This window comes from Marmoricola sp. URHB0036 (assembly GCF_000426045.1).
Taxonomy (GTDB): domain Bacteria; phylum Actinomycetota; class Actinomycetes; order Propionibacteriales; family Nocardioidaceae; genus Marmoricola.
The window spans coordinates 20,978-38,218 of the sequence record NZ_AUEP01000011.1; the positions used below are offsets into that span (position 1 = coordinate 20,978).

A 17,241-nucleotide genomic window follows, 5' to 3' on the forward strand; every position below is an offset into this window, starting at 1 on the left:
CGTCTAGGTTGGCGAGGTGGAACGCACGCACCGGTGGCAGGACTGGGACCTCGACGTACTGCTGAAGCGCAAGCGAGACACCGGTCTGAGCACCACCTTGGTGGTGCCGGCTCGCAACGAGGCGGCGACTGTCGGCGACGTGGTCTCCCGGGTGCGGTCGGCATTGATGGAGACCACCGAGCTGCTCGACGAGATCGTGGTGATCGACTCCGACTCGACCGACGACACCCACTCGGTCGCGACGGCTGCCGGGGCCGTCGTACACCGCTCGCGGGAGATCCGCCCCGACCTCGGCACCCACCCGGGCAAGGGCGAGGCGATGTGGAAGTCGCTGTTCGTGACCCGCGGGGACCTGGTGGTGTTCATGGACGCCGACCTCGTCGACTGGGACACGCACTTCGTGCCGGGCCTGCTGGGGCCGATGCTGAGCGACGACTCGGTCGCCCTGGTGAAGGGGTTCTACCAGCGGCCCCTGCGTGGCCACGCCGGTCTGGAGGAGTCCCTCGAGGGCGGCCGGGTCACCGAGCTGGTGGCGCGTCCACTGATCGCCCTGGAGTGGCCAGAGCTGAGCTGGCTGCTGCAGCCGCTGGCCGGTGAGTGGGCCGTACGACGCTCGCTGTTCGAGCAGCTGTCGGTGCCGACCGGGTACGCCGTCGAGCTGGCCGCGCTCATCGACACCCACCGGCTGCTCGGCGCCGACGCGATCGCGCAGGTCGACCTCGGCCGGCGCGCCCACCGCCACCAGGCGCTCGGTGACCTCGGCGCGATGGCCGCCCAGATCCTGGCCGCCTCCCGCCGCCGCTCGACCGGCGCTGCCCCCGACCGGGTGCAGCTCGACCAGCACCGTGTCGCCGACTCGACCGGCTCCGGGGAGATCGAGACCGTACGCCGCGAGATCACCCTCCTCGAACGCCCTCCAGCCGCAGGTCTCCGCTAGCCCGCCGACCGGGCAAGTTTGGTTGGCTGGAGTCCGCCGACAGGGCGGATTTGGTTGGCGGGAGCGTTCCGAGCGGGCGAGAGCGGTTGGCTCGGCCCAACCATGACTGCCCTCTCGGCGTACCGCCAGCAACCAGAAGTGCCCTCTCGGCGTACTCCGAGCGACCAAAAGTGCCCGCTCGGCGTGCTGAAGGAGGGCCTCCGGCGATTGAGGCTTCAACCGGGGTGGCAGGATCGACGGCATGACGCTCCGTCTCGGCCGGCACTCGTTCGCCGACGACCGACGGCTGATGATGGCGATCGTCAACCGGACTCCCGACTCCTTCTACGACAAGGGCGCGACCTGGTCCGAGGACAAGGCCTTCGACCGTGTCTCCGAGGTCGTCGAGCAGGGTGCCGAGATCATCGACATCGGCGGCATCAAGGCCGCACCTGGCGAGGAGATCGACGTCGAGGAGGAGCAGCGGCGCACGGTCGGCTTCGTCGAACGGGTCCGGGCTGCCCACCCCGACGTGGTGATCAGCGTCGACACGTGGCGCGCGCCAGTGGGCCGGGCGGTGTGCGAGGCCGGGGCCGACGTGCTCAACGACGCTTGGGGTGGCGCCGATCCGGCGCTGGTCGACGTCGCCGCGGAGTACGACGCCGCCATCATCTGCACGCACACCGGGGGAGTCACCCCGCGGACACGACCGCACCGAATCGAGTACGCCGACGTGGTGGCCAGCGCGATCGCCGACACCACCGCCTACGCCGACCGGGCGCTGGCGGCCGGCGTGGCCCGCGAGAGCATCGTCATCGACCCGGCCCATGACTTCGGGAAGACCACCCGCGACTCCCTCGACCTGACCCGTCGGCTCGACGAGATGGTCGCGACCGGCTGGCCGGTGCTGGTGAGCCTGTCCAACAAGGACTTTGTGGGGGAGTCCCTCGATCTGCCCGTCGGAGAGCGCCTCACCGGCACCCTGGCTGCCAGCGCCATTGCCGCGATGCACGGCGCCCGCATCTTCCGGGTGCACGAGGTCGTCGAGACCCGCCAGGTCGTCGACATGGTCGACGTGATCTTCCAGCGTCGGGCGCCACGTCGCGCGATCCGGGGACTGGCGTGAGGGGGTCGGCGTGATCGACTCCGCCCTCGTGCTGCCGAGCCCGCGCGCGCTGTTGCCCGAGCTCTCCGAGACCGACCCCGTCCCCGAGCTGCGTGCCGCCTGCGCGGCCGCGCTCGACATACTGCTCGCCGACGGCCCCGACCGGCTGGTCGTGCTGGCCCCTCCGGTCAGCGACCTCAACCGGGCGCGTGGCGTCGTCGACCCCGTCGGGCACCGCATCGCCAGGCACCTGCTGGGCGAGCACGACTTCGAGGCACAGGTGGCGCTGCCCTACGAGGCGGCGTCGCTGGTAGAGCACGAGGACGTCCGCTCGACGGCGGTGATCGTGATGGCCGACGGCTCGGCCTGTCGAGGCGAGAAGGCGCCTGGACACCTGCACCCCGAGGCAATCCCGTTCGACGACGCCATCGAGTGCGCGCTGCGCACCGGCGACGTCGACGCCCTCGCTGGCATCGATCCCTCGCAGGCACACGAGCTGTGGTGCGAAGGTGCCGCCGGCTTCCACGTCCTGGCCGAGATCGCCCGCGGTCGGCAGATCGCGACCGACGTGAGCTACGCCGATGCGCCGCACGGCGTCGCCTGGTGGGTGGCCCGCTGGGACCTGGCCTGAACGACAACGAGATGGAGGAGCGCGTGCACACGATCGAGATCCCGATGCCCGACGGCGGCGTGGCGGAGGCGCTGGTCGCCCGTCCGACCGGTGACAGCCGTGAGCACCCCGGCGTGCTGTTCTTCATGGACGCCATCGGGCTGCGGCCGCGGATCGAGGAGATGGCCGGGCGCATCGCCGACTGGGGCTACGTCGTGCTCGCGCCCAACGTGTTCTACCGCGAGGGCAGCGCCGAGGACCTCGCGCCGACGGCCGACCTCCAGGAGCCCGGCGAGCGGGAGGCGTTCTTCGCGGAGGCCATGCCCCGGGTGCACACCCTCTCCTCCGACAAGGCGGAGCGCGACATCCCGGCGTACCTCGAGGCGCTGCGCGGGCTCCCCGGCGTCGCCACCGGAGCAGTCGGGACCGTGGGCTACTGCATGGGTGCCCGACTCGCGATCCGCGCCGCCGCCCTCGACCCCGAGGTGGCGGCCGTGGCTGGCTTCCACGGTGGCGGTCTGGTCACCGACGCCGACGACAGTCCCCATCGGGGACTGCCGCGGGCACACGCCGAGTTCGTCTTCGGCCACGCCGAGAACGACCGGTCGATGCCGTCGGAGGCGATCGTGACGCTGGGGGAGACGCTGCGCGAGGCGGGTCTGACCGCCAGCAACGAGGTGTACGACGGAGCGGCCCATGGCTACACCATGTCCGACACCCCGATGTACGACGAGGCGGCCACCGAGCGGAGCTTCGAGGAGCTCCGCGAGCTGCTCGGACGCACCCTGCAGGCCTAGAGGCCCATCCCACCTGGGCTGATCGGGCGGCCGTGGGCACGGGTGCGCTGGCGCACGACGGCCGGGTCGGTCGGCACCGGGTTGCGGGGCCAGCTCTTGCCGAGGCCGAACTTCAGGCCCCTCATGACCGGTGCACCCGGAGGTTGCCGCTCACGGTGTGGGCGGTGATCTCGACTCGTTGCTGGCCGTCGGCCGGAGCGCCGGTCTGCTCGAGCTCCTGGATGACGCGGCCGGTGAGGGTGGAGACGTCGAGCCAGGCGGCGGTGCCCTCGGCCACGCCGATGGTGATGCTGCCGCTGGCGCCGTTGGCCTTGACCGAGCCACTCGTCGCACGTCGTACGACGAGGTCGCCGGAGCCGGACTTGGTCACGAGCGTCCCGCCCAGCCGGTCGACCTCGACATCGCCCGAGCCGGTCTTGGTCACGGTCTCACCCGTGACGTCGGCGATCTTGATGTCGCCGGAGCCGACGCTGAGCTGGGCGCTGTGGCCGGCGCTCTCGAGGCTGACGTCGCCCGAGCCGGTGCTGATCAGGGCGGCCTTCCCGATGGTGCCGGCGGTGACGGTGCCGGAGCCGGACTTGAGCTTGGCTGATCCGGTGACGTCGTCGATCTGGACCTCACCGGACCCGGTGGTCAGGACCGCCTCGGCGTAGCGACCGGTGGCGGTGATGTCGGCGGACTCGGCCTTGACCTCCACGACGCTGTCGATCGGGCAGGTGATCTCGATCCCGACCGAGGGGTGGGGGCGGAACAACCCACCGCGGTGGCGTGGGATGTCGACGACGACCGACTCGCGCTGCTGCTCGACGCGTGCCTCGGCGATCGCGTCCTGCCCGGCGGCGTTCAGAGCGGTGAGCTCGACGGTCGTGCGCGGGGTGTCCTCCGCGCGGACGGTCACGTGGCCGGCGCCGGCGCGGACCACCAGGGTGATCGGTGCGGGTGTCTCGAAGGTGTGCATGGAGATGCTCCTGTTCCTGTGGTCGGTCCGGGTCAGCTGACCCAGCCCCGGATCTGCTTGCGGCGGACGCCTTCCTCGCTGAACGTGATGCGGTTGCTGCCGATCTCGAGATCGATGCGGCGTCCGTCGAGGGCGCTGCGGACCGCGTCGACCAGCCAGGCGTTCAGGGACTGACCGATGCCGTTGGCTGCCTCCTCGGCCCGGACCTTGACCGACTCGGGGAGACGCAGGGTGATCCGCGACTGGGAGTCGTCCTCGGGCTCCGGCGGGGCGGGCGGCTCGGGGGGAGCGGGCGGGGCGGGCGGTCCGGCCGGCTCGACGTGGGTGATCACGAACTGCGGCTCGCGGCCGCTCATCCGCACGTCGACGGCGTCGCTCTCGAGCTCGCCGGTGATCTCGTCGGCGGCCTGGGAGAGCGCCTCGAGCAGCATCATCCGGGTGGCGGGGTCCAGCGCGAGGGCCAGGCGCTCGGCGGCGGCCTGGGCCTCGGGGCCGCCAGCTGCGGCAGCGTCGGTGAGGTCGCGGCGGAGCCGTTCGACGAAGGGCGTGAGTTCCATGACGTCACTGTGACACCACAGTGACGTCATGTCAAGGGAGAACGACATCACTGTGCTGTCAATGCGGCGTCACAGTGCCGTCATGCCGGCGTCGGGGTGCTGTCACTGGTCGCGAAGTCGCAGGAGTGCTTGGCTGGACCGGTGACCCAGAATCCGACCCAGAACCCGACCCAGAACCCGAGCCAGAGCTCGCTCCCCAGCCGCTTCGTCAGTGCCGTGCAGGACAGTCCGGTGAGCCGGGTCCTCGACCACGTGCTGACCACCGTCACCGCGCCGTTCGTGCCCTCCGACGACAACATCGCGCGCAGCACCGTGCTCGGTCACTCGCTGCATCCGGTGCTCACCGACCTGCCCCTGGGCTGCTGGACGTCGGCCTCGATCATCGACCTCGTCGGCGGCCAGTCGGGGCGTACGGCGGCCACCAGGCTGGTCGGGCTCGGGTTGCTGGCGGCCGGCCCGACGGCGTACGCCGGCCTGGCCTCGTGGAGCCGGCTGCAGGGCGAGGACCGGCGAGTCGGAGCGGTGCACGCGATCGGCAACGACGTGGCGATCGTGCTGTTCGCGGGTTCGTTCCTCGCCCGGGCACGCGGCGACCACTGGCTCGGCGTACGGCTGGCGCTGCTGGGCAACCTCGCGACGGCCGCGGCCGGCCACCTGGGCGGTCACCTGGCGCTGAGCAAGGGCACGGCGGACCGCTCGTGAGCGGAGAGATCCCCGGCTTCACCCGCGGTGAGCTGGAGGAGCTCCAGCTGCAGCGGCTGCGGAGCACGCTGCGCTCGGCGTACCAGCACGTGCCGCACTACCGACACGCCTTCGACGAGCTCGGCGTGACACCGGAGGACCTGCACACCCTCGGGGACCTCGCTCGGTTCCCGTTCACGGCCAAGGCCGACCTGCGCGCCAACTACCCCTTCGGGATGTTCGCCGTCCCGCGGGAGCAGGTGGTCCGGGTGCATGCCTCCAGCGGTACGACGGGCAAGGCGACCGTCGTCGGCTACACCCGCGAGGACCTCGACACCTGGGCCGAGGTGATGGCCCGCTCGATCCGGGCAGCAGGCGGTCGTCCCGGCGACATCTGCCACGTCGCCTACGGCTACGGACTGTTCACGGGTGGGCTCGGCGCGCACTACGGAGCCGAGCGGCTGGGCTGCACGGTGGTGCCGGTCAGTGGAGGGATGACCGAGCGACAGGTGCAGCTGATCCTCGACTTCGAGCCGCGGATCATCATGGTGACGCCGTCGTACTTCCTGGCGATCCTCGACGAGCTCGAGGCGCAGGGCGTCGACCCCCGCAGCACCAGCCTGGAGGTCGGCATCTTCGGCGCCGAGCCGTGGACCGACGAGATGCGTCGCGCGGTCGAGGAGCGTGCGGGGATCCGCGCGGTGGACATCTACGGCCTCTCCGAGGTGATGGGTCCCGGGGTCAGCCAGGAGTCGGGGGAGACCAAGGACGGGCTGCACGTCTGGGAGGACCACTTCCTGCCCGAGATCGTCGACCCGGTGACGATGGAGGTGCTGCCCGACGGTGAGGAGGGCGAGCTCGTCTTCACCTCGCTGACCAAGCAGGCGATGCCGGTGATCCGCTACCGGACCCGCGACCTGACCAAGCTGCTGCCCGGCTCGGCGTACCCCGCCTTCCGGAGGATGCAGAAGGTCACCGGCCGCACCGACGACATGATGATCGTGCGCGGCGTGAACGTCTTCCCCAGCCAGATCGAGGAGCAGATCCTCGCCATCGAGGGGCTCACGCCGCACTACCTGTGCGTGCTCACCCGGCCGGGGAACCTCGACGAGCTCACCGTCCAGGTCGAGCACGCCGGCGGTGTCGCGGACCCCGACGCCCTCGGCAGCGCGCTTCGCGACCGGGTCAAGCAGCGCATCGGGGTGAGCACCCGGGTCGAGGTGCTCACCCCGCACGCGCTCGAGCGGTCGCTCGGCAAGGCGAAGCGGATCAGCGACCGGCGTCGGCCTCGGTAGCCGGCCGGACCGGGTGGTTCGAGCGGATCACGTCGCTTGCGTCGTACTCCGCCTTGACCGCGCGCAGCCGTGCGTAGGTCCCGTAGGAACCGAACAGTGCCTTGCCGGTCTTGGGGCGCTCGGCGAAGTTCAGGTAGACCCCGCCGGTCGTCCACGGCCCCATCACGTGCTGTACGCCGACCACGGCCGACTCGACTGCCTCGGCCGCCTCCGGAGTCGGGGTGATCCCCACCGCGAACAGCGCGAACTCGGCGTCGATGCCGGACACGGCACCGCCCGTCATCCGTCCCGGTGTGAGTGCACCGCCGAGGTGACGCAGCTCGATCGACAGCAGCGGCGAGCTCTCGGCGGAGGCGACGCGTGCGAACGACTCGATCGCCTCGGCCGACAGGGAACCCAGCAGGGCACCGTCGCCCTTGCCCGGCACCGGACCAGGTGGGTCCATGTGCAGCTGCGAGAGTCCGATCATCGGGATCGTGTCGAAGGTGTCCATCGCCGGACCGAGCGCGCGTAGCGGGGCGAGCAGGTCCGCGGCCTCGTCGGCGGGCAGCTGGCAGGCGGCCTCGACGACGACGAAGGACTGACCGCTCAGGTGCGGCGGCAGGTCCGGGAGGGGCGGGAAGCGCAGGACCCGGCCCACCGAGGTCACCGAGTCGGGGACCGACGGCAGCCACTGCCGCCAGGCCTCGAGCACCTCGGCAGCACGGTCGAGCGGGAAGAACAGGACGCCGGCGTACACCTCGGTGACCGGGTAGAGCCGGAACTCGATCGCGGTGACGATGCCGAAGCTGCCGCCGCCTCCCCGCAGGGCCCAGAACAGCTCGGGCTCGTGGGACTCGTCGACGCGGCGGTGCACGCCGTCGGCGGTGACCACCTCGATGGCCACGACGCTGTTGGCGGCCAGGCCGTGCGACCGGGCCAGCCACGACATGCCGCCGCCCAGGGTGTAGCCGGAGACGCCGACGTCGGGTGCCGAGCCGGCCAGTGCGGCGAGCCCGTGCTCGGCCGCCGCGGGGGTGACGTCCATCCACATGGCGCCGCCTTCGGCGCGAGCCACCCGGGCCACCGGGTCGATCTGCACGTCGCGCATGGCGGAGGTCTTCAGCAGGATGGTGCCGGCGAGGTCGCCCATCGGTCCCGCGTTGTGACCGGTGGACTGAGGTGCGACGCGCAGGCCGTGCTCGCGTGCGACGTGCACGACGGAGACGACGTCGCGCACCGTCTCGGCGATGACGACGGCCGTCGGGCTCTGGTCGACGGCCAGGTTCCAGGCGGCGCGGGCTCCGTCCCAGGTCGGGTCGTCGGGCCGGGCGAGGGTGCCGTCCAGGTCGGCGGCGAGGGTGTCGAGTGCTCGGGTGAGAGCTGACCGGTCCTGCTGGCGGGGCAACCTGTGGGTCGTCTGGTCAGTCTGCTGGCCGGTGGTGGGGAGCGTGACGCTCATGGCGGGGGTTCCTCTCGATGCTGGTGGTGCTTTCCGGGGTCTTGGAGTGCCACCAGCCTCCGCTGGATACATCGCGTGACCCATCCCACGAAAGTGAGTCCGTTTCGCCGTACTGATCCCCGGGTCAAGGGGTCCATACCAGTGCGGCCCCCTACAGATGAGGGGTTGCCGCCGGGACGCTGGACTGTCGAGAATCACACTGTTCCCTTCGCGGGGGACACCCGTGGGAGGGGTCGTGTCCGTCACCGCCAGGTCCGCAGCCACCAGCCAGCGCCGGCTGGGTGAGCTCTCCGAGGTGTGCGCGAAGGCCGCCAACGACCAGCAGCTCTTCGAGGACGTCTCCAACCGACTGCGCGAGATGGTGCCGTACGACGGCGCCGCGTTCTTCGCGACTGACCCGACCACGATCCTCGCGACCAGCCCGGTGCGCATCGAGAACGTCGAGGAGGGCCACTGCGAGTCCTACTGGGAGCGCGAGTGTCTGGTCGAGGACACCATCCTCTACCGCGACCTCGCCCGCAGCCCGCTGGGGATCGGCACGCTCTACGACGCCACCGACGGTCAGCCGGGACGCAGCGCGCGCTACCGCGAGTTCCTCGCTCCGCAGGGGTACGGCGACGAGCTCCGCGCCGCCTTCCGGCTGGGCGACAGCACCTGGGGCGTGCTGGACCTCTACCGTGACCGCGCCCGGAAGGCGTTCTCCGCCGAGGAGATCGAGATGGTGCGTTCGATCGTGCCGCCGGTCGCCACCGCCCTGCGCAGCTTCGCGACCCAGCCGAGCCCGGCCCACCAGGGTCCCGACGGACCCGGCACCGCCTTGTTCTCCGGCCACAACACCCTGCTCTCGCTCGACGACCAGGCCGAGCGGCTCTTCGAGGAGGTCGCTGGACCCGACTGGGCCGCGACGCCGCTGCCGATGACGCCCATCTTCGCCGTCGTGGCCCGCGCCACCGCCGTCATGGAGGGTCGCGAACGCGGCCCAGCCCAGGCCCGGATGCGCTCGTCGGTCGGCCGCTGGCTCTCGGTCCACGCCTCGTGCCTGCGCGGCGCCGACGGCCAGCCCGGCCCCACCGCGCTGACCATCGAGCCGGCCAAGTCGGCACAGATCGCACCCATCATCGTCGAGGCCTACTGCCTCACGCCGCGCGAGCAGGAAATCACGAGGGGTGTCTCCCGCGGGCTCTCCAACCAGGAGATCGCGGCCGATCTCTTCTTGTCCCCCCACACCGTGCGTGACCACCTCAAGGCGATCTTCGCCAAGGTCGGGGTGACCAGTCGCGGCGAGCTGGTGGCCAAGCTGTTCGCGGAGCACTACTACCCGGCCATCCACGCCCCGGGTGCTTACGAGCACGTCGAGGTCTCGGCCTGACCCCCACGTAGCCCCTTCGGTCGGACCGCTCATCCCCCGGCAAGGAGCGGTCCGGCCGAAGCTGCCCGGATCCTCCCGACCCACCTACCAGCCGGCGCCGAAGCTCAGCATCGGCACGACGTCGTCGGCCTCGGCCGACACCTGCGCCAGCGCGTCGGCGGGTGCGGTGCCGGCGGCGAGCAGCGTGTGCCAGCGCGACATGGCGTCGCACGCGATGTCGTCGGCGATGAGGACGGGGGAGGAGAGCACCGTCCGCGCACCGGCGTGCAACCACGCGGCCGACATCCCGATCGCCTCCTCGCCGGAACGCACCGAGACGCGGCCGAGCTCGCAGGCCGAGAGCACCACGGTCGACGGCGTACGCCGCAGCTCGTCGATGTCGTAGCCGAACCAGGGACCGTCGACCAGCTCGACGGCGGAGAACAGCGGGTTCTCCCCGGTGTGCCGGCCGTGCCCGGCGAGGTGGAGCACGTCGACGGTCTCGGCCAGCTCGGCGACCCGCGTCGTGGTCGCGTCAGGCCCGCCGAGCACGGTCGCGTCCCGCCAGGCGAAGGCGGCACGGGTGACCTCTTCCGGTCCGCGGGCCACGTCCGGTCCGGCCACCAGCCCGACGCGGCCGGGCTGGGGCGCGCCGCGCAGCTCCAGCCAGCGGGTCGCCGAGGGCGGGATGGTGAGAGGTCGCCCGACGAGTCCCGGGAGCAGTGACCACGGCGTGCCCGCCAGACCGCCGGACGGGGTCAGCACCAGCCTGCTGTCGCCCAGCAGGTCCACCAACGGCGCCACCAGCTGCTCGGCGACGACCGCGAGACGGGCGCGCAGTGCAGCACGCAGGGGTACGGCGAGGGGGCCGTCGCGATGAGCCGCGGCCATGGTCAGGTCAGAGGTCAGACCGTCCAGCCGGTCGCGGAGCCCGTCCAGCCGGCCGAGGTTCACGACGGCGGACCGGTCCGGCGCACAGACCAGCGCCGAGACCCGGTCATTCACCACGAGGTGGGCCACCAGGACGGCGTCGTCCTCCTTGAGTGCCGACTGCAGCTGGTCGACGTCGGCGGGCTCGGTGACCTCGCCCGCTCCCTCGGCGTACCACCGGTGCTGGCGCACCCGGTCGCGGAGCGCCTCCATCCGTCGGGCCTCGGGCGTCCTGGGAGCCGGGCCGGCGGTCTGCAGCACCCGCAGCTCGGTGAGGTCGCTGGCCACCTGCTCGTCGGTCGGCGGGCGCACCGGGGTGACCCGGCCGACCAGGGTGCGGGCACGCTCGGACCACTCGAAGACCATCGCCGGGTCGCCGTGCTCGAGCGCGAGTCGCAGGCCCTGTCTGGCCAGGTCGCGGCCATGGCCGACGAGCGTGCTCTGGAGGTCGAGGCTCCCGAACGACGCCTGCCAGGTGTGCAGGTCGGCCAGCCCGGCCCGGACGTGGTCGCGTGCGTGTCGTGCGTCCCCGCGGGCGTGTGCCAGCTCGGCCCGGACCTCCCGCCAGAGCAGGCGCGTGGTGACAGGAGTGTTCATGTCGACGCGCACCGCGCTCAGCCGGTCCCGCGCGTCGTCGAGCTCGCGGCGGACGACGCTGACCCGGGCGCCCTGCAGCTCGAGCACGACGGCATCTCGCACCAGGCCGTGGGCGTGCAGCGCCGCGACCAGCCGGTCAGCCCGCTCGAGCAGTGATCGTGACTTCCCGCCGGCAGCGATCTCGGCCACCAGGGCCACCGTGTCGGCCCGCAGCTCTCGCGCCGGGCTGGCCTGACCGCGGAAGCGGCGGGCGGCGCGGCGGGCGACCACACGTGCCTTGGCCGGGTCGTCGCGGAGGAGCGTCCAGGCCAGGGTGAGCTCGCACTCGGCCTGGAAGGTGCGCAGCCGCCGGGAGCCGTAGGCCGTGGCCGCCTGCTGGAGGGCCCGGGCCGCTTCGCGCGGACGCCCGGCAGCAGTGAGGATCTCGGCGCGGTCCTGCTCCACGGTCGCCCGGTTGATCGCGGACGAGGGCGAGAGCACCTCGGCCGCCTCGGCGATCTGGGTCATGGCGCCGATCAGGTCGCCGAGGAGCAGCTGGGAGTACCCCAGGTTGTGCTCGGCCTTGGCCCGGTCGAGCTCGAGTCCGGGCTTGTCCAGCTCCGCGCTCGCCGCCGCGAAGTCGGCTGCCGCCTGGCGCGGACGCCCATGTTGCAGGTGCACGTTGCCCCGGTTGATCAGGGCGTAGCCGAGGTCGTCGCTGCCCGGCGGCAGCACGGCGATCGCCTGCGCGAGGGCCTCCATGGCCGCCTCGTTCTCGCCGGTGCGCATGCGGATCAGGCCGAGCTGCTGCCAGGCCTTGCCTTCCGTCACCGGGTCGAGGTCATCGCTGTCGAGCACCTCGAGACAGCGCTTGAGCGCCGCGGCCGGGTCCCCGGTCTCAGCCTCGATGTAGGCCCGCGTGATCTCCGCGCGCGCCAGGACGTACGGGTCCTGCGAGGCCGCGCACGCCTGTTCCAGATATCGGGTCGCCCGCGGGTAGCTCCCGCTGCTCGCCGCCAGTCGTGCGCGGTCGAGGAGGTCGTCAGCGCCCGGCATGCCTCACATCATGGCGTCAGGTCGGTGATGCCCGTCAACGCCTGCCAGCCGCGTTGCACCGCGGAGGAGCGGTCGTCGTGGTCGGGGTCGATGGTGTCGCACAGCTTGGTGGCGACCCGACCGGCGAAGAGGGGGGCCGCGAACGACGTGCCGCTCCACAGGGCGAAGGTGCCGGTGAAGTCGTCGGGGTCGATCGACTCGCGCACCCGTTGGTAGGCCTCCGTGCGGGCGGCCGGCTCGAGTCCGCCCTGGAACTGGGGGAGCGTGCTCATCACCGAGGCGCCGGGCGCGTAGGCCCGGACCCAGGGGCCGGCGTTGCTGAACAGGGCATCGGTGCCGTTGGGGTTGAGGGCTCCGACCGAGACCACCGGCACGAGATCCTTGGTCGCGGGCACGCCCCCCTTGCCGTCGGCCCACGGCGCGAAGGCGGCCGGGAACATCGGTCGCGCGGTGGCGTCGTTGCCGGCCGAGCAGACGACGGACACACCGCACTCGCCGAGCAGCTTCAAGATGTCGTACATCGTCGGGTCGAAGAGGAGGTCCTCGGGCGTCTCGTGGTAGTACCCCATGGACAGGCTGAGCACGTCGATCGGGTGGCCGCCCTCCTCGCCGTCACGGTGGCGGCGGGCCACCTCGGCGATGTCGCCCAGCGCCTTGACCAGGTCGCTCTCGACGACCGGCCCGTCGGAGCCGACGATGCGCCAGGCCAGGATGTCGGCGTCGGGGCAGCCCTGGTGGATCAGGCCGGCGATGAAGGTTCCGTGGCCGGCGAGCGGGTCGATCCCGCCGTCGAGCGCGCCGACCTGGTCGAACCACTTCTCCGGGTCGGAGGCGTCGTCGACGTAGCCGATCGGCTGACCGTCGAGCGAGGGGCCGTGGGAGACCACCGGTGCCAGCCAGTCGTGCTTGCCGCACCCTGTGTCGAGCGTGGCCACGACCGGACGTCGACCGACGATCTCGTCGTCGGTACGGCGCACGGGCCCGGGCCCGACGTACATCATCGGCTGGCGACCGCCGAAGCCGGGAGCGCCGTAGGAGCTGATCGCGGCCGAGTCCGCCACTCCGGACGCCGGACTGGGCGAGTGGAAGGGGCTGGGGGAGTGGAAGGGGCTCGGGGAATGGAACGGGTTGGAGTCGATCGAGCGGATCAGCACCACGTGGTCGAGGCCGACGCGGCTCATCGCCTCGATGCCGAACCGGGCGCGCGCGTTCTGGAGCAGCACCCAGCCGTCGGGTGCCAGCGTGGCGGTCTCGTCCTTGACCGCGAGATCGAGGCGTACGACGCGCGGCACTGCCTCGCGCGGCGGCTCGGCGGCCTTGGCCTCGTCGTCGGTGTGGACCGTCGCCACCCAGCCGAGCGACTCGGCCACCTCCTGCAGCTGCTGGATCACCCGCGGGGTGTCCGGCGTCAGCGAGACGATCAGCCGCGGGCCGACGTACACCGTGCTGCGCGGGCGCACGTTCTTCACCGACAGGGCCGTCCCGGGGTCCAGCACGCGCCCGCTGACCTGGTCGAGCACCGGTCGAGGTGGCACGAACGGCTCGCGTTGCGCCGAGAGCGACGACTGACGCGACTCGGCCTGGTTGGGGCGTTCGGGGTGGGGCGTGGAGTTGGAGCTCATGGGACCTCAGATCCAGAAGGGCGGGGTGACCCGTGGCTTGGAGCCGCGGGCCGGGTCGACGAAGGTGAGGCGGGAGAGGCCGGCGGCGACCGACGGGAACTCGAAACGACCGAACTCGTCGATCTCGCTCTCCAGCGGCTCGGCCTGTCCGTCGCCGCGCAGCTGCACGCTCAGCGGCTTCACGGGCACCACCCAGCCGTCGAGCCGGGTGCGGTCCTCGATCCGGGTGAACCGCACATAGATGCGTACGTCGGGACCTTCGTACTCCAGCATCCAGGCGCCGGTGTCGGGGCCGTCTTCCGGAGCCGCATGACGTACGCCGGCCAGGGCGCCGTCGGTCTCGACCAGGGTCAGCAGCTCGAACTCGAGGTCCTCGGCAGCGATCGCCGCGAGTACGCCGTCGACGAGGTCGACCGGCGGCGGGTCGACCTGGGCCCAGACCTCGGCGATCGCAGTCAGCAGTGTCGTGTCGTCGGGGTGGACGGGGGGACCGGTGGGCTGTTCGTTGACCATCAGAACCCTCCTGCCTGCGCCAGCTCGCGGCGCAGCTTGTCGAGACACCGACCCCGGGTGGGGCCGATGCTGCCCACCGGCATGCCGAGCTCGGTGGCGATCGCGGAGTAGTCGGGACGGGCCTCGGCGGCCACGATGCGCAGCAGCCGCTGGCACCGCTCGGGCAGCTTGCCCAGGCACCCCCAGAGCCGGGCGTTGTCGTCGTCGAGGACGACCTGGCCCTCGGGTGCGGGCTCGTCGGGCAGGCGGCGGGCGATCGCTTCGTCATCGGTGGGCTGCTGGCGCCCGGACGCGCGCGACACGCGCCAGGCCTCGCGGCGGGCGGTCGTGGTCAGCCAGCCGGCGACGGCACGCGGCTCGGTGATCGAGTCACCGGATCGCACCAGTGTCAGCCAGGTCGTCTGGACGACGTCCTCGGCGGTGCTGGGATCCAGCCGGCTCGCGCGCACGACCTGCCACAGCATCGGGCTCAACAGCCTGACGAGGTCGTCGAGGGCGCCCTGCTCGCCGGCACGCCACCGCTCGAAGAGACGCGCTGAGGCCTCCCACACCGACGGAGTCTCGGTGGGTAGTTCTGACATGGTCTGCACACCTCCCCATGAGCGGTCCCGGGACCGCCTGATACATCCTGCCTTGGAAAGGTCTCACAGAGCGAGACCTGCTCCGGATCAGTAGATCGGGGGGAGGTCGCTGGCCTTGCCGGTGAACTCGGGATCGCGCTTGTCCAGGAAGGCGGCCACGCCCTCCTTGCCGTCGCCGATGCTGGCGTGCCACATCGCGAGGCTGTCGGCGCGGTGCGCCTCGATCGGGTGGTCGACCGAGCTGTTGCGGTAGAGCAGTCGCTTGGCCAGTCCGAGGGCGACCGGAGAGCGGCGTACGACGAACGAGCGGGCCAGCTCGACGGCCGCCGGGAGCAGCTCGTCGGGCTCGTGCACCGACCGCAGCAACCGACCCTCGAGCGCCTGCTCGGCTGTGAGGATCTCGGCCGAGTAGACCCACTCGAGTGCCTGCTGGAGGCCGACGAGGCGCGGCAGGAACCAGGTGGACGCGGCCTCCGGCACGATGCCGAGCCGGCCGAACACGAACCCGATGCGCGCCTTGGTCGACGCCATCCGGATGTCCATCGCAAGGGTCATGGTGGCGCCGATGCCGACGGCCGGACCGTTGATGGCGGCGATCACCGGCTTGGGCAGCTCGTGGATGGCGAGCGTCACCTTGCCGCCGGTGTCGCGCACGCCGGACTGGTAGGGCTCCTCGGTCAGGTGGTCGCGGAGGTCCTCGGGCGTGGGATGCGCTTCCTCGTCGAGCCCGAAGACGTTGCCCTCCGCGGAGAGGTCCATGCCGGCGCAGAAAGCCCTACCGGCACCGGTCACGACGACCGCCTTGACGGCGTCGTCGGTGGCATCGGTACGGAAGAATTGCTCGAGCTCCTGCGCCATCGTGACGGTGAACGAGTTGAGCGCGTCGGGCCGGTCGAGGGTCAGGGTCGCGACGCCCTCGTCGTCCAGGGTCGAGCTGATCGTCTCGTAGGCCATCTCAGTTGTTGACTCCCGGCAGACCGGTCGGCGTGCACAGCCGCTTCGGGATGTCGCCGGTGCTGTCGGTCTTGATGTACTTGATCAGTGCCAGGGCGCGCTGCTTGTCCCAGTGGATCGCCTGGTCGGCGATCGGCATCGCGCAGGTCAGCCCGTTCTTGCCGTTGACCCGGGTCATCGCCAGCCCGAACTTGGCCAGTGCGATGGGGCCGGTGCCCTTGCTGATCACCAGCGAGGACGTGGCGGCGTCGTTGACCCGGAAGTAGCGCACCGGATTGATGAAGGTCCACGGCGACTTCACCTCTGAACCGATCGCGCTGACCACCTCGCGCTGGTGGCGGGCCCGGTCGATGTCGCCGTACCTGCTGACGTGGCGGGACCGCGAGTAGCCCAGGGCCGTGACGCCGTCCACCTCCTGGCACCCCTTCTTGATGTTCAGGTTGGCCCGGCGGTCCTTCATCCGCTGCGTCGGGCAGATGGTGATGCCGCCGACGGCGTCGACCGAGTTCACGAAGCCGCCGAAGCCGATCTCGACGTAGTGGTCGACCCGGATGCCGGTGTTCTGCTCGATGGTCTTGACGAGCAGCTTCGGTCCGCCGTACGCGAAGGCGGCGTTGATCTTGGTGGTGCCGTGACCGGGGATGTCGACAAGGGAGTCGCGGGGGATGGAGAGCAGCATGCTGGGGCCGCTGCCGGTGTGGAGCAGCATGATCGTGTCGGTGCGCTGCCCGACGTCGCCGACGCCGCCGGCGCCGAGCCGCCGCTTCTCCTTCTTGGACAGTCCCTTGCGGCTGTCGGAGCCGACGAGCAGGTACGTCGTGCCGGGCTGCGAGGCCGGTCTGGCCCCAGCGGGGTCGGCGTCGACCTTCTCGATCTTGCTCCAGGCCCACAGGGGTACGGCGATGAGGAACACGATCCATGCGACCAGGAGCAGCAGCAGGATCTTGCCGATCGGCCACCGGCGCCGCTGCTTCTTCTCCTGGGCCGGCGGCTGCACGGGTTGGGCCGGCTGCACCGGTCGTCGTCCGGGTGGGCCGTCCCCGCCGCGTGAGGCCGAGGTGGGCTCCGGACGATCCATCTTCGGCAGCATCCTGGTGGGTTCGGGGTCATCCGATCCGGTCGGGGCTGCGGGCGACGAAGGCGTGCCCGTGGACGGCGACTGCTGGCCCCCGTAGAGCCATCCGTAGTCGGGGCCGTCGTCCGGTGGGGTGCCGGGGCCGCCACTTCTCCCGCTGTCAGGCATGGCGCAGACGCTACCGTGCGGCCCCTCCGTCGGCGCGCCGCCACCGATGGGGCCCATG

17 protein-coding genes are annotated in these 17,241 nt (G+C 71.5%); 7 read left to right on the forward strand and 10 right to left on the reverse strand.

Translation table 11 applies throughout. From position 1 onward, the window contains the following. Positions 1-16: 16 nt before the first annotated feature. The 4 genes from H976_RS26200 (at position 17) to H976_RS0113370 (ending at position 3,428) form a co-directional block, all read left to right on the forward strand. Positions 17-937: a glucosyl-3-phosphoglycerate synthase gene (locus tag H976_RS26200; protein ID WP_036226355.1), complete on the forward strand. Its 921-nt coding sequence runs from the start codon at positions 17-19 to the stop codon at positions 935-937. Positions 938-1,178: 241 nt separating this feature from the next. After that, complete coding sequence (gene folP / locus H976_RS0113360) at positions 1,179-2,042, forward strand: dihydropteroate synthase (RefSeq protein WP_027861957.1); 864 nt, start codon at positions 1,179-1,181, stop codon at positions 2,040-2,042. Positions 2,043-2,052: 10 nt separating this feature from the next. Next, a complete protein-coding gene (locus H976_RS0113365; RefSeq protein ID WP_027861958.1) occupies positions 2,053-2,652 on the forward strand; it encodes a hypothetical protein in 600 nt (199 codons plus the stop codon). Positions 2,653-2,663: 11 nt separating this feature from the next. Continuing rightward, positions 2,664-3,428, forward strand: coding sequence for a dienelactone hydrolase family protein (locus H976_RS0113370; RefSeq protein WP_027861959.1), 765 nt, complete (start codon positions 2,664-2,666; stop codon positions 3,426-3,428). Here the strand turns inward: H976_RS0113370 and H976_RS30910 are convergent. From H976_RS30910 to H976_RS26205, 3 genes are read right to left on the reverse strand one after another with little or no spacing between them, the layout of a single operon-like run. Continuing rightward, positions 3,425-3,553, reverse strand: coding sequence for a hypothetical protein (locus H976_RS30910; RefSeq protein ID WP_255337315.1), 129 nt, complete (start codon positions 3,551-3,553; stop codon positions 3,425-3,427). The genes H976_RS0113370 and H976_RS30910 overlap by 4 nt on opposite strands. Continuing rightward, positions 3,550-4,386 (reverse strand): DUF4097 family beta strand repeat-containing protein, encoded by an 837-nt coding sequence (locus H976_RS0113380; protein ID WP_027861960.1) that lies wholly within the window; start codon positions 4,384-4,386, stop codon positions 3,550-3,552. Before H976_RS0113380 ends, H976_RS30910 begins: the two co-directional genes overlap by 4 nt. A 32-nt stretch (positions 4,387-4,418) precedes the next feature. Then, positions 4,419-4,943: a pilus assembly protein HicB gene (locus H976_RS26205; protein ID WP_155918239.1), complete on the reverse strand. Its 525-nt coding sequence runs from the start codon at positions 4,941-4,943 to the stop codon at positions 4,419-4,421. A 141-nt stretch (positions 4,944-5,084) separates the two neighbouring features. Here H976_RS26205 and H976_RS0113390 point away from each other — a divergent pair, with 141 nt between their 5' ends. Both H976_RS0113390 and paaK read left to right on the forward strand, forming a co-directional pair. Beyond that, positions 5,085-5,645 (forward strand): DUF2231 domain-containing protein, encoded by a 561-nt coding sequence (locus tag H976_RS0113390; protein ID WP_027861961.1) that lies wholly within the window; start codon positions 5,085-5,087, stop codon positions 5,643-5,645. Continuing rightward, positions 5,642-6,919 carry a phenylacetate--CoA ligase PaaK gene (paaK, locus tag H976_RS0113395; RefSeq protein ID WP_027861962.1) on the forward strand — a complete coding sequence of 426 codons (1,278 nt, stop codon included), beginning with the start codon at positions 5,642-5,644 and terminating at the stop codon, positions 6,917-6,919. Before H976_RS0113390 ends, paaK begins: the two co-directional genes overlap by 4 nt. Here the strand turns inward: paaK and H976_RS26210 are convergent. Beyond that, positions 6,894-8,360, reverse strand: coding sequence for an FAD-binding oxidoreductase (locus tag H976_RS26210; RefSeq protein WP_081682886.1), 1,467 nt, complete (start codon positions 8,358-8,360; stop codon positions 6,894-6,896). The genes paaK and H976_RS26210 overlap by 26 nt on opposite strands. Positions 8,361-8,595: 235 nt before the next feature. Between H976_RS26210 and H976_RS26215 the strand changes: the two genes are divergently transcribed. Continuing rightward, the gene (locus H976_RS26215; protein WP_155918241.1) at positions 8,596-9,729 is read left to right on the forward strand and encodes a LuxR C-terminal-related transcriptional regulator; all 1,134 of its coding nucleotides are present in this window, start codon (positions 8,596-8,598) and stop codon (positions 9,727-9,729) included. An 84-nt stretch (positions 9,730-9,813) separates the two neighbouring features. On the opposite strand, the gene H976_RS26220 is transcribed toward H976_RS26215, so the two are convergent. From H976_RS26220 to H976_RS0113435, 6 genes are all read right to left on the reverse strand, one after another. Beyond that, positions 9,814-12,270: a CHAT domain-containing protein gene (locus H976_RS26220; protein WP_051276795.1), complete on the reverse strand. Its 2,457-nt coding sequence runs from the start codon at positions 12,268-12,270 to the stop codon at positions 9,814-9,816. An 8-nt stretch (positions 12,271-12,278) separates the two neighbouring features. Next, a complete protein-coding gene (locus H976_RS26225; protein ID WP_051276796.1) occupies positions 12,279-13,892 on the reverse strand; it encodes a S8/S53 family peptidase in 1,614 nt (537 codons plus the stop codon). A gap of 6 nt (positions 13,893-13,898) precedes the next feature. Continuing rightward, positions 13,899-14,405 carry a hypothetical protein gene (locus H976_RS0113420; protein WP_027861963.1) on the reverse strand — a complete coding sequence of 169 codons (507 nt, stop codon included), beginning with the start codon at positions 14,403-14,405 and terminating at the stop codon, positions 13,899-13,901. Then, positions 14,405-14,986 (reverse strand): RNA polymerase sigma factor, encoded by a 582-nt coding sequence (locus tag H976_RS0113425; protein ID WP_027861964.1) that lies wholly within the window; start codon positions 14,984-14,986, stop codon positions 14,405-14,407. The genes H976_RS0113420 and H976_RS0113425 overlap by 1 nt, the downstream gene beginning before the upstream one ends. An 87-nt stretch (positions 14,987-15,073) precedes the next feature. Then, entirely contained in the window at positions 15,074-15,940 is an 867-nt protein-coding gene (locus H976_RS0113430) for a crotonase/enoyl-CoA hydratase family protein (protein WP_027861965.1), read from the reverse strand. Between the two features lies 1 nt (position 15,941). Then, positions 15,942-17,018 carry an LCP family protein gene (locus tag H976_RS0113435; protein ID WP_231388914.1) on the reverse strand — a complete coding sequence of 359 codons (1,077 nt, stop codon included), beginning with the start codon at positions 17,016-17,018 and terminating at the stop codon, positions 15,942-15,944. Positions 17,019-17,241 lie beyond the last annotated feature (223 nt).